Source organism: Actinomyces sp. HMSC08A09 (assembly GCF_001807465.1).
Classification (GTDB): domain Bacteria; phylum Actinomycetota; class Actinomycetes; order Actinomycetales; family Actinomycetaceae; genus Actinomyces; species Actinomyces oris.
In genome coordinates this window covers 6,788-18,870 of sequence record NZ_KV789124.1, presented here as the reverse complement: position 1 = coordinate 18,870, position 12,083 = coordinate 6,788, and the positions used below count along the sequence as shown (strand labels likewise).

Genomic DNA, 12,083 nt, shown 5'->3' with positions numbered 1-12,083 from the left:
TACCCCCTCCTTTTCGAAGACCTCATGAGCAAGCTCATGGGTCTTCTCATCGTCGGGGTGGCGGGATTTGAACCCACGACCTCTTCGTCCCGAACGAAGCGCGCTACCAAACTGCGCCACACCCCGTGTGCAGCAGGCGACAGCATAGCCTCCACCCACCGCGGGGAGGAAATCGGATCGGCTGAGTCCTCCGTCACGTCGGTGTTCGCTCCCCGTGGGAACCCGGTTGGCCCGAGGCGCCCACCGTGCCAGGCTGCTCACGGCAGGTCCACCTGCTGGCCCGCGCCCCTGAGCGCCCTGACTGGCTCGAGCCCGCTCATCCTCGGGCCCCATTCCGCCCGAAAGGCGCAAGGACCGACAAGACGTGAGGACACCCCTGAGCACCCGCCGCAGACAAGGAGCTCCCATGCGCATTGAGGCCGTCGTCGGCGACATCACCACCGAGAAGGTCGACGCCATCGTCAACGCCGCCAACAGCACCCTCCTGGGCGGAAAAGGAGTCGACGGCGCCATCCACCGCGCCGCCGGACCCCGCCTGCTCGACGCCTGCCAGAAGGTGCGTGACACCGAGCTGCCCGACGGACTGCCGGTCGGCCGCGCCGTGGCCACACCCGGCTTCGACCTGCCGGCCGCCTGGGTCATCCACACCGTGGGCCCCAACCTCCACGCCGGCGAGGACGACCCCGCCCTCCTGCGTGCCTGCTTCGATAGCTCCCTGGAGCTCGCCATCCAGCTCGGCTGCGCCGGCATCGCCCTGCCGGCCGTCTCCGCCGGTGTCTACGGATGGCCCATCGCCCAGGTCGCCGAGATCGCCGTGGCTGCGGCCCGCGCCGTCGAGCAGCGCTCCCACACCGATCCCGACGCCGTCGGCAGCCTGAAACTCATCCGCTTCGTCCTGTCCTCGCCAGACAACCACGAGGCCTTCGCCCGCGAGCTCGCGCGCACCGAGCACTGAGGCGTCGACCCGCCCGGGTCTTCCCTCTGCCCTCTCCTCTGTACCGTCTTCCCATCCCCTCTCCTCGAACTGACGGGGACAAACGACGCCGTCGGGGACCATCCAGTACGGCCAGGGACGCCTGACGCGGCGGGGGACCGGAATCCTGTCCCCGGACGCGCGGACTGTCCCCGCCCGGAGGCAACGGCACCCGCCCGCGTGGAATGTCCCCGGATGGAAGAAAAAGTCCCCGTACGCGTGGACCGTCCTCCTACACTCGCCTGCATGACCACCGACGCTCATCACGGACACCCCTCCACCACTCTGGGCGACTCCGGTGGCCCCACCGGCACCACCGGACCTGTCGGCCCCGTCGGCCGCGACCCCCTGCCCCTGGCGGGGCGCACCGTCCTGGTGACGGGAGTCAGCCGCCGCATCGGCATCGGCCACGCCATCGCCTGCCGCGCCGCCGACTACGGGGCGAGCATCGTCGCCCACCACTACCGCCCGCACGACGCCTCCCAGCCCTGGGGCGCCGACAACATCGACGCCGTCATGGCCTCCATCCGCACCCACCTGGTCGGCCCCGCCCGGCTCATCGACATCCCCGCCGACCTGGCCGCCACCGGGGAGCCGGCCCGCGTCGTCGAGCAGGCCGCGGCCGCCGCCGGCCACCTCGACGCCCTCGTGTGCAACCAGGCCATGAGCAGCCCTGACGGGTCGCTCAGCGAGATGACCGAGGCCGTCCTGGATGCCCACTGGGCCGTCGACGCCCGCGCCTCCATCCTCCTGGCGCAGGCCTTCGCCGCCCAGGAGGGCTTCGCCTCGCCCGCCCCCGCCGGCTCCGCGCGCCGCCGCGGGTCCATCGTCTTCCTCACCTCGGGCCAGGGCCTGGGTCCCCTGCCCGGGGAGATCGCCTACGCCGCCGCCAAGGCCGCCATCGCCGGCCTCACCCCAACGATCTCCGATGAGCTCATCGACGCCGGCATCACCGTCAACACGGTCAACCCCGGCCCCGTCGACACCGGCTACGTCACCGAGGAGGACCGCGAGGCGACCGCCGTCATGTTCCCTCAGGGGCGCTGGGGCGAGCCCGACGACGCGGCCCGCTTCATCACCTGGCTCCTCACCGATGAGGCCCGCTGGATCACTGGGCAGGTCATCAACTCCGAGGGCGGCTTCGCCCGCTGGCGCCGCTGACTGCCGCGCCCAGGCGCCGGTGTACCTGTGCGCTCTGCATGCCCCGTCCTACTGCGCGAGCCCCGCGACCCCCACACACTTCGACCGAAACTTCAGAATCGACGCGGCTCCGGGTCGATTCTGAAGATTCTGTTGAAGTGTTGGCGGGAGAGCGCTGGGACGCGGCGCTTCAGGCCGGCAGCAGGCGCAGCAGCGTGGCCTCGGGCCGGCAGGCCAGGCGCACGGGCGTGTAGGGGCTCGTGCCGAGTCCGGCGGAGACGTGCAGGTACATGTGGTCGGCGGCCCGCGGGTCCCCGAGCCGGCCCGGCCACTGCGACAGCCCCGAAGCGCGCCCCCGGTCCAGGTCGCAGTTGGTCACCAGTGCCCCCACCCCGGGCACGCACAGCTGCCCGCCGTGGGTGTGCCCGGCCAGCACCAGGTCGACGTCGTCGGCCGACATCGCCTCCAGGACCCGCCGGTAGGGGGCGTGCGTGAGCCCCAGCCGCAGAGCCCGGCCCTCATGGTCGCGGATCGCCGGCAGGGAGGTGGCCGACTCCGCTGAGTCGGCGGCCTCGGGGACGGGCAGGACATCGCGGTTGGCGTGCGGGTCGTCGACGCCGACCAGCTCGATGCGCCGCCCGCGCACGGTCAGCGAGCCGCGTCGGTTGGTCAGGTCCACCCAGCCGCCTGCGGCCTGCAGGTCACGGACCTCCTCCCAGGGCAGGGCCTCGATGTCCTCGTCGCGCACCCGGCTGGCGGCCTTGCGCGGGTCCCGGTGCAGGTAGCGCGTCGGCAGGCGGAAGACGGTGGAGCGGTAGTCGTGGTCGCCCATGACGAAGGCCCCGGGCAGACCCGTCAGCGGCTCGAGTGCCCGCCGCAGCGGCTCCAGCCCGGATGCCAGGGAGAGGTTGTCGCCGGTGTTGACGACGACGTCGGGCTGCAGCTGCGCCAGCTGCCGCACCCAGGCGACCCGCGCCTCGGTGTGGCCCGTCAGGTGAAGGTCGGCCAGGTGCAGCACCGTGAGGGGCTCCTCGTCGGCGGCGAGCACCGGCACGTCGATGCGCCGCAGCACGGGGCACCTGGCCTCAATGAGGCTGTAGGCCAGCGTGGCCGCCCCCAGGGCAGCGGTGGTGCCGATGACGGACAGAGCGGCGCGGCCGGCAGGGCAGGGCGTCATGGGGAGTCGGGTCCTGTTCTGTGCAGTTGTCGTTCTCGCGGGGAGAGTCGTTCACCCGTGGGAGGGAATGGGCAGGGCAGGATCGTTCGCCACGGCCTGGGACATGTAGTCGCGCCACATCGGCACGGCCAGGTCACTACCGTAAATCCTCGGGAAGTACACCCCTCCGATCGTCCTGCCGACAAGGCTCCTGCCGCTCTCCGTGGCGTCACCGATCCAGACCGCGGTGGACAGCTGCGGGGTGAATCCCACGAACCAGGTGTTCTCAGCCTCATCCGTGGTTCCGGTCTTGCCCGCGATCGGTCGGCCGAAGACGGCGTCCTTAGCGGTACCTCCTGGTTCGGATGTGGCCCGGAGCGTTTTTGCGGTCTCGTCCGCGGCACCCTGGTCCATGGCCTGGGTGCAGTCAGCGCTGGGTACGGCCATCGAGGTGCCGCTGGCGTCCAGGATCTGGTCGATGGCGATGGGCTTGCAGTACTTGCCGCCAGAGGCGAAGGTTGCGTAGGCGTTGGCCATGCTGAGCGGTGGGACGGGCGTGCTTCCCAGGGCGATGGAGGGGTCAGGATCCAGCTGGCTCCCGTCCGCCTTGGTGATGCCCATGGAGGCGGCGAGCTTCGTGACCTCGCAGACATCGAGGTCCCTGAGCATCTCGGTGAAGCCCGTGTTGATGGACTGCTTCGTGGCCTCTCTGACGGTCATCATGCCGGCGTTGGTTCCGGCGACGTTGTTGACGGGCCAGGAGCCGGCCGCACGGTCGGGATCGCAGGAAACTGTGAACGTATTGGGCCCGTAGTTCTTCGGCGCGGACGCGTTCAGCATCTGGTAGGGCGTGTGGCCGGTTTTGAGCCATTCGGCCAGGATGATTGCCTTGAAGGTCGACCCCGGCTGGAAGCCGACGTTTCCGTCGGGGAGCTCGATTCCACCGTGCTTGGCGTCCGCTGCGAAGACGAGCTGGGAGTCCTCGTAATTGGTGTTCTGAGCCAGCGCCTGGATTCGTCCTGTGCCGGGCTCGATCGAGACGATGGTGGAGTTGGCTCCGTCGGAGCCCCCGATCGGAGTCCTGGCCTGAATGACGGAGTCGGCGGCACTCTGACGCTCGAGGTTCAAGGTGGTGGTGATCTTCAGGCCACCGCGCGTCAGGAGCTGACGGCGGGCGGCGACATTGGGTCCGAAGTTCTCCGAGCCGAGGATCTCATTGACCACATAGGTGCAGAAGTAGGCGTAGCTGCCCGCAGCCCCACAGCCCGCGGGCGAGTCCTGAATATCGAGCTTGATCTCGGAGTTGACGGCCTCGTCGTACTGCTGCTTGGTAATGAACTTCTCTTCCAGCATCTTGGCCAGCACCCAGTCCCTACGGTTCTTGGCCAGTTCCGGCTGGGACTTGGGGTCGTAGGCGCTGGGTGCGTTGGTGGTTCCGGCCAGCAGGGCGGCCTCGGCCACCGTCAGATCCTTGGCGTGCTTATTGAAGTAGTGCAGCGAGGAGGCCTCCACCCCGTAGGTGGAGGGACTGAAGGCGGCGATGTTGAGGTAGCCCTCGAGGATCTGCTGCTTGGAGTACTTCTGCTCCAGGCTGAGGGCGAACTTCATCTCCCGCAGCTTGCGGGCCACGGTGCTCTCCGTGGCGTCCCGGATGAGCTTGTGGTCGTCGTTCTTCAGGCCGGTCTCGATGAGGGTGTTGCGCACGTACTGCTGGGTCAGCGTGGAGGCGCCCTGACGCGAGCCGCCGGCGTTGTTGGACACCAGGGCCCGCACCATGCCGGTGGGGTCGACGCCCTGGTGCTGGTAGAAGCGCTGGTCCTCGACGGCGACGATCGCGTTCTGCATGTTGACCGAGATCGAGCTCAGGGGCACCACGATGCGGTTCTCCGCGTAGAACTTGGTGATCTCGGAGCCATCGGAGGCCAGGAGGGTGGAGATCTGGCTGGGCGGCTGAACGTTGAAGTCGCTGGGGAGCTCCTCGAAGAGCTCGGCGGATGCCTTGGTCAGCGCTGCCGTGGCGCCCACGAAGGGGGCGGCGAAGCCCGCGGACAGGACCCCGCCGACGCACGAGAGAGTCAGGAAGACCACGAGCATCGAGACGACCTGGGGTGGTGTCAGGGAGCGCCCGCGCGCAGAGGATTTCGCCATGGCGTCAGCCTACGTGGAATCGCTTGGAGGATGCAGTGGCGTAGACCCTCTTCGGGCTGGGAAGACCCTTGGAGGCAGGCTCGGCACCGTCTTTCCGGCGGGGCTGCGGGGTGGTTCGACGGCGCGGCGGGCGCCCGGCGGCGTGGCGGCTCGGTCACATAGCGAGACAGCTCCGGCGTACAGAAAATTCTTAGGAATTGTCCAGGTGAGAGTCACGGTGACATCACGATCCCTGGAGAGAGAGTGCGGTTCGGAGGTGTCCTGCCGTCCGTGAGAACCGGAATCCCCAGCCGTGGGAAAGGCTCGGGGCGCAGCGGGCTCGATGTCCGACAATCGGCTCGCTATCAGAGAACTCTCCTTGTCGGTGCTGATCTTCGGCGCGCTGTCGGGGATCTGCGCCGATCGGATTGCCCAGGTCTCGAGGGGAGGATTTGGTGAGAGACACTCGATTGCCATACGGTAACGACTGTGACGTGACCGACAACGGCGTCGGCCGTTGAATGGATCGGGAGTGAGCATGATTCAAGACGACCAGACCTGGGCGGCCCAAGCGGCCTGCGCCACCGTCGAGCCTGACCAGCTCTTCGGCAAGGGCGCTGAGCAGCGCGACGCACGATCCCTGTGCTTCGCATGTCCGGTTCGTATGGAGTGCCTGGCCGAGGCGCTCAACTCCGAGTCCAGCTTCGGCGTCTGGGGCGGGCTGACCGAGCGGGAGAGGCGGGCGCTGCTGCGGCGCTTCCCCGAGGTCGACGACTGGGGCCTGTGGCTCGAGCGCGAGGACGACGAGCTCGTCGCCGAGATTCATGCCCGCCGTGCCCCTCGCATCCTGGCCCGGGTGCGCTGCGCCTCCTGAGGGCCGTCCCGCGTTGCCGGCTTCCGGCGTCTGGCGGCGGGCTCTAGGCTGAGGTCCATGACTGCATCTTCTGAGCCCGTATCCGCTGCGCCCACCACCTGGGAGTACGTCACCGTCCCCCTCATCACCCATGCCACCAAGCAGATCCTCGACCAGTGGGGTGCTGACGGCTGGGAGCTCGTCCAGGTCGTGCCCGGCCCCTCCGGCACGGACAACCTCATCGCCTACCTCAAGCGCCCCCGGTCCTGACGGGCCGCCCGGCGAGGCCAGCACGCACGACGCCGCGCCTGCGGTCGGTACCTTCCGGCTGCAGGCGCGGCGTCGTCTCTGCGGTTGATGCGGGTGTCAGCGCCCGGCGGCTTCTCCGGTGCGCTGCGCTGAGGGCTCGCGACCCGAGACGGGACCTCAGCGGGCGCGACGGCGCAGGCGGTCGACGTCGAGCAGCGTGACGGCCCGGCCCTCCAGGCGGATCCAGCCGCGGGAGACGAACTCGGCCAGCGACTTGTTGACCGTCTCGCGCGAGGCGCCCACCAGCTGGGCGAGCTCCTCCTGGGTGAGGTCGTGGGGGACGTGGACGCCGTCGTCGGTGGGTGAGCCGAAGCGGTCGGCCAGGTCCAGCAGGGCCTTGGCCACGCGGCCGGGCACGTCGGAGAAGACGAGGTCCGCCAGCGCGGTGTTCGTGCGGCGCAGGCGCTGGGCCAGGGCGCGCAGCATGTCCTTGGCCAGCTGCGGGTGGGACTCCACGAAGGTCATGAGCTGGTTGTGGTCCAGCGTCAGGAGCTCGGTGGGGGCCACGGCGGTGGCGGTGGTGGAGCGCGGGCCCGGGTCGAACAGGGTCAGCTCGCCGACGATCTCGCCGGGGCCGAGCACCGCGAGCAGGTTTTCGCGGCCGTCGGCGCTGGCGTGGCCGAGCTTCACCTTCCCGGAGAGGAGAATGTAGAGGCGGTCGCCTGAGTCGCCCTCGTTGAAGAGGGTCTCGCCACGGCGCAGAGTCGTCTGCGTCATCATGGCGCGCAGTTCCTCCTGCTCCTCCGGGCTCAGGCCCTCGAAGAGCGGGATCCTGGAGATAATGCTGTCTTCCACGGAGATCCTCCTGGTGGTTAGGGGGCTGGCATCCCGCATGCGGGAGCCCTCGGGTCTATCCTGCCACGGCTTGTGACCTGTGGCACGCCGTCGAGCATTGTAGCCCCCGTGTGTTGCAGGTCAAAGGGAAGTGAGCAAGATCGGGTGCGTCGTGCGACACGGTCCCATCCGTGAGGTTGCGGGCAGGCGGCGGGATCGACTGCAATGGCGGTTTGCGGGGGACGACCCGATCAGAGGCGGACCGGGGCTCGCAGGAGGAACCCTCCGGCGCGGGTGGTGCTGGGGCGCGGGTGGTGCTGGTGGTGCCGCCGATGAGATCGCGGAGAGAGGACACAGTGCGCAGGGCAGTGAGTAGCGAGACTGTTGAGGCCGAGGTGGCGGGGGCGGCCGGGGCTGCCCCCGAGGTTGCCGAGACGGCGCTGACGACTGAGCCGGCCCGGCGCGCGGACGCCGTCGACGACGAGCTCATGACCCTCTACCCCGACGCCGCCTGCGCCCTGGACCACGACGGCCCCTTCCAGCTGCTCGTGGCCACCGTCCTGTCGGCGCAGACCACTGACGCGCGCGTCAACACCGTCACCCCCGAGCTCTTCGAGCGCTACCCCGACGCCGCCGCCCTGGGAGCCGCCCGGCGCGAGGACCTCGAGGCGATCCTGCGGCCGCTCGGCTTCCAGCGCGCCAAGGCCGGCCACCTGCTCGGCATCGGTCAGGCCCTCACCGAGCGCTTCGAGGGGCGGGTGCCGCGCAGCCGCGAGGAGCTCGTGGCCCTGCCGGGAGTGGGGCGCAAGACCGCCAATGTCGTGCTCGGCAACGCCTTCGGCCAGCCCGCCATCACCGTGGACACCCACGTGGGCAGGCTCTCGCGCCGCCTGGGGTGGACGACGTCGAAGGACCCGCTGCGCGTGGAGAAGGACATCGCGGCCCTGTGGGAGCCGTGGCGCTGGACCGACGGCTGCCACCGGCTCATCGAGCACGGGCGCCAGGTGTGCTCGGCCCGCTCGCCCCGCTGCGGCCAGTGCACGCTGCTCGAGGCCGGGCTGTGCCCGCAGGTGGGGGTCTGAGGGCCGAGCCCGTGTAGGCCGGCGCTAGGCCGGCGCTGAGCTGACGCCGAGCCGGGCGGACGCTGCGTCGCCCTACCGTTTCTGCAGGGATACGCGAAGAATGCGCTTCTCGGGGACGTCAGGTGGAGGTGTCCGGGCCGGTGTCGGGCTAGCCCCACCCCTGATTCGCCAGATGGCCGGATGGGCTGGGAGGGCCGGCGCCGTCAGGCTGGAGTCATGACTGCTCACTCGCCCCTGGCCTCCTCCGACCCGACCGCCGCCCCCGCCTCATCCTTGCCGTCCGCCACTCCGCCTGCCGGGCCGGGCCCGACGTCGCCGGTCGCCATCCGGCTGCGCGGCCTGACCCGCGTCTACGAGGTCCCCGGACGCCAGGACGCCCGCGTCACCGCCCTGGACCACGTCGACGCCGACCTGCCCGAGGGCAGTTTCACCGCCGTCGTCGGGGCCTCCGGGTCGGGCAAGTCCACGCTGCTGCACTGCATGGCCGGCCTCGATGAGCCCACCAGCGGACAGGTGACCATGCTCGGCGCCCTCACCTCCGGGATGCGGGCCGCCGAGCGGGCCCGGTTCCGCGCCCGCCACGTCGGCTTCGTCTTCCAGGAGTACAACCTCATCGCCTCCCTGAGTGCCGCCGACAACGTCTCCATGCCCTCGCGCCTGGCCGGGCGTCCCCTGAACGGCGCCCAGACCCAGGAGGCCCTTGACGCCGTCGGGCTCGCTCACCGCGCCGGCCTCAAGCCCCACCAGCTCTCCGGAGGGGAGCGCCAGCGCGTGGCCATCGCCCGCGTCATGGCCAGCCGCCCCCGGATCGTCTTCGCCGACGAGCCCACCGGCGCCCTCGACCTGGACTCCGCCGCCCTCGTCCTGGACTGGCTGCGCCGGCTCACCGAGCAGGGCACCACCGTGGTCATGGTGACCCACGACGTCGAGGCCGCCGCCAGAGCTGACGCGGTCGCCGTCATGAGTCAGGGGCACCTGGTGCAGTGGACCGGCTGCCGTGACGCCCGCCAGATCGCCGAGCTCGTCCACTCGGCGCGAGCCGCGCGCGCCGCCTGACCGGAACCGGATCAGGAGAGGATCGGAGAAGATCATGGTCACACTCATCTGGAACGACCTGCGCCACCACGCCCGCCAGTGGCTGTGGTCACTGCTCGTCGCCACTGTCGGCGGCGCCATCATCGGCGTCATCATCTCCGCCTGGTACAGCGCCCTGAGCTGGGCCCAGGCCCAGGGCTCGGTCGAGCTCATCAACGCCGCCCACATCATCGGCTCCAGCCTTGTCTCCTACGCGGGGCTGGCCACCGCCGTCATCCTGTCCACGACGCTGGGTCTGACCGTCTCGGCCCAGCAGCGCTCGCACGCGCTGTGGAAGGTCCTGGGCATCCCCGGCAGCCGCATCCGCCGCATCATCCTGGCGCAGGTCGGGGTGATCGGGCTGCTCGGAGGCGTCATGGGGGCGGTGGTCAGCCTGCCGCTGGTCCGCGTCTACCTGCTCACCTGGCGGGAGTTCGATGTGTTTCCTCAGAATCTGCCCATCATCATGCCGGGCTTCGGGGTGCCGTTGACCATCGCCGTGACGATGCTGTTCTGCGTCCTGGGCGCGATGGGGCCGGCCCGGCGGGCGGCGTCGGTCCCCGAGATGCAGGCGCTGCGGGAGGCCACGGCCCCGCAGACCCGGACCCGGTGGTGGCAGTGGGTGGTCGTCGGCATCATGCTCCTGGGGCTGGTCATGACCCCCTTCGAGAGCTCTCTACCCATGAGTGACGCGGAGAGGGCGGAGATGGCCACGTCCGGTATGAACCTCAACGACCCGGGGGATCGCGCGATGGCCGGCGCCTCCATGGGGCTCCTCGCCGCGATCGCTGCCCTGAGCGTGCCGAACTGGACGCTGCGGCCACTGCTGACCTGGTGGACCGCCCTCATCCCGGGCCGCAGCCCCGCCTGGTTCGCCGCCCGCGCCAACGCCCGCCACCGCGCCTCCCTGTCGATGACGACGATCGTCCCCTTCGCCATCGCCGTGGCCCTGACCGGCACCGTCTACGCCGCCGTCGGGGCTGGGCAGGCCATGGGCGCGCAGGGCTCGGTCAGCGGGTTCCTCTCTGTCGGGGTTCCAACCTTCTTCATTTCCGGCGTCGGCGGGATCGCCAATATCGCCATGGTGGGGCGGGCCCGACGCCAGGAGGGGGCGCTGCTGGGGGTCATCGGGGCGCGCACCCGCACGGTTCTGGCCTCCACGGCGCTGGAGGGTGTCATCTACGCCGTCACCGGCATCCTCTTCGGGCTGGCGGCCACCGCCGTCAGCGCCGTCTACGCCGCGCTGTACTCCGGGGGCGGGACGGCGGTCCTGGTCGCCTCGGTTCCGGTGGGGCTGCTGGCCCTCGTCAGCGGGATCTCTCTGGCGCTCGCGGTGGCGACCACCTGGCTGCCCGCCCAGCTCGACCGGCGCTCCCTCATGGACAACCTGCGCCAGCCGGTGTGAGGTGGTGTGAGCCGGAGCCGGGTTGACCGTGCTGCACCCGCTGAGCCGGGTGGCGGCGTCGGGTTGACCGCGCTGCACCCGTCGAGCCGGGCACTTCATGTGCAGACCTACCGAAGAACAACGGGGCTGCGTGATAAGTGCCCGGCTCGCGGCCTCAGACGGAGGCGGGCGGGGCGACGTCGGCCAGGAAGGGCAGCAGGGCCCGGACGAACCCGGCTGGGGTCTCCTCCTGGGGGAAGTGGCCGGAGCGGTGGACTGTTACCTGACGCAGGTTGCCGGCCACGTGGTGGGTGTCGCGCGCGTAGGCCTGGGCGGGCTGGACCGGGTCGAGCTCGCCCTGCACCGACAGGACGGGCACCGCCACCGGCTTGTCCAGGGCCGCCGTCTCCGCCCGGGACAGCACGAGGTTGCGCAGCGGCTCCAGGGCGCTGCGGGCGGCGCCGGGTCGGGACAGGAGCTCGGCGTAGTAGGGGGCCTCCTCGGCCAGTGCCTCGCGCGTGTGCGGCCCGGCCCAGGAGCGCAGCAGGCCCTCCAGGGCGCTGCGGCTGCGCAGGCGGCGCTCGGCCAGGCCCGGGATCCGCAGGCTCGCGTACTGCAGCGCCGGCCCGGACAGGGCCCGGGCCCGCAGCGAGCGCAGCGCGAGCGGGTGGGGGGCGCCGACCGGGACGATCGCCGTCGTCAGGTCCGGGGCCAGGTGCGGCAGCGCCCAGGCGACCTGACCGCCGAGCCCCGCGCCGACGACCACGGCGCGCTCGTGCCCCAGGGAGCGGACCACGGCGGCCAGGTCCTGGGCGAGCGTCACCAGGTCGTAGCCCGACGGCGGCCGGTCCGAGCCTCCGAAGCCACGCAGGTCGAGGGCCGCCACGCGGTGCCCGGCCTGTGCCAGGGCGGGGATGACGTGACGCCAGGTCCACCAGCACTCGGGGAAGCCGTGCACCAGGAGGGTGAGGGGACCGGCTCCGGCCGGGGCCTCGGGGCCCGCCAGCGCGACATGGAAACGAGTGCCGCGGGCGGTGAGGTTGCGGTGGGTCCAGGGGCCGGGGCGATTGACGTCAACAGGCACGCCAGCAGCCTACTGGTCGGCGCCCCGTACCGGCGACGGGGCCGCCCGGCACCGCCCGCGTCGTCCTGCACCGCCTCAGGGGCGCCCGCCGGGGACATTCTGCGCGGCTGGGTGCGTGTCGTCCCGG

11 protein-coding genes and 1 tRNA gene are annotated in these 12,083 nt (G+C 70.8%); 7 read left to right on the top strand and 5 right to left on the bottom strand.

Features of this window, described 5'->3' with window-relative positions; all coding sequences use genetic code 11:
• Window positions 1-52: 52 nt before the first annotated feature.
• Window positions 53-126 (bottom strand) — tRNA-Pro (locus HMPREF3165_RS07280).
• A gap of 280 nt (window positions 127-406) precedes the next feature.
• Here HMPREF3165_RS07280 and HMPREF3165_RS07275 point away from each other — a divergent pair.
• Window positions 407-955: an O-acetyl-ADP-ribose deacetylase gene (locus HMPREF3165_RS07275; protein WP_003787954.1), complete on the top strand. Its 549-nt coding sequence runs from the start codon at window positions 407-409 to the stop codon at window positions 953-955.
• A 264-nt stretch (window positions 956-1,219) separates the two neighbouring features.
• A complete protein-coding gene (locus HMPREF3165_RS07270; RefSeq protein WP_070511967.1) occupies window positions 1,220-2,134 on the top strand; it encodes an SDR family oxidoreductase in 915 nt (304 codons plus the stop codon).
• Window positions 2,135-2,303: 169 nt separating this feature from the next.
• Here HMPREF3165_RS07270 and HMPREF3165_RS07265 read toward each other — a convergent pair whose 3' ends face one another.
• The gene (locus tag HMPREF3165_RS07265; protein WP_070511965.1) at window positions 2,304-3,290 is read right to left on the bottom strand and encodes a metallophosphoesterase; all 987 of its coding nucleotides are present in this window, start codon (window positions 3,288-3,290) and stop codon (window positions 2,304-2,306) included.
• A 51-nt stretch (window positions 3,291-3,341) separates the two neighbouring features.
• Window positions 3,342-5,417 (bottom strand): transglycosylase domain-containing protein, encoded by a 2,076-nt coding sequence (locus HMPREF3165_RS07260; protein ID WP_003787948.1) that lies wholly within the window; start codon window positions 5,415-5,417, stop codon window positions 3,342-3,344.
• A gap of 517 nt (window positions 5,418-5,934) precedes the next feature.
• Here HMPREF3165_RS07260 and HMPREF3165_RS07255 point away from each other — a divergent pair.
• On the top strand, window positions 5,935-6,270 hold the full coding sequence (locus tag HMPREF3165_RS07255; RefSeq protein WP_020991983.1) for a WhiB family transcriptional regulator: 336 nt from the start codon (window positions 5,935-5,937) through the stop codon (window positions 6,268-6,270).
• Window positions 6,271-6,327: 57 nt separating this feature from the next.
• Entirely contained in the window at window positions 6,328-6,519 is a 192-nt protein-coding gene (locus HMPREF3165_RS07250; protein WP_003787945.1) for a Sp36 family protein, read from the top strand.
• Between the two features lie 156 nt (window positions 6,520-6,675).
• On the opposite strand, the gene HMPREF3165_RS07245 is transcribed toward HMPREF3165_RS07250, so the two are convergent.
• Complete coding sequence (locus HMPREF3165_RS07245; RefSeq protein WP_003787943.1) at window positions 6,676-7,353, bottom strand: Crp/Fnr family transcriptional regulator; 678 nt, start codon at window positions 7,351-7,353, stop codon at window positions 6,676-6,678.
• Window positions 7,354-7,643: 290 nt separating this feature from the next.
• On the opposite strand from HMPREF3165_RS07245, the gene nth reads away from it, so the two are divergent.
• The 3 genes from nth to HMPREF3165_RS07230 all read left to right on the top strand — a co-directional run bounded on the left by nth (window position 7,644) and on the right by HMPREF3165_RS07230 (window position 10,893).
• Window positions 7,644-8,414, top strand: coding sequence for an endonuclease III (nth, locus tag HMPREF3165_RS07240; protein ID WP_141745029.1), 771 nt, complete (start codon window positions 7,644-7,646; stop codon window positions 8,412-8,414).
• 216 nt (window positions 8,415-8,630) lie between these two features.
• Window positions 8,631-9,470: an ABC transporter ATP-binding protein gene (locus HMPREF3165_RS07235; RefSeq protein ID WP_141745028.1), complete on the top strand. Its 840-nt coding sequence runs from the start codon at window positions 8,631-8,633 to the stop codon at window positions 9,468-9,470.
• A gap of 34 nt (window positions 9,471-9,504) precedes the next feature.
• A complete protein-coding gene (locus HMPREF3165_RS07230) occupies window positions 9,505-10,893 on the top strand; it encodes an ABC transporter permease (RefSeq protein ID WP_070511963.1) in 1,389 nt (462 codons plus the stop codon).
• A 154-nt stretch (window positions 10,894-11,047) separates the two neighbouring features.
• On the opposite strand, the gene HMPREF3165_RS07225 is transcribed toward HMPREF3165_RS07230, so the two are convergent.
• A complete protein-coding gene (locus tag HMPREF3165_RS07225; protein WP_070511961.1) occupies window positions 11,048-11,956 on the bottom strand; it encodes an alpha/beta fold hydrolase in 909 nt (302 codons plus the stop codon).
• Window positions 11,957-12,083: the final 127 nt, after the last annotated feature.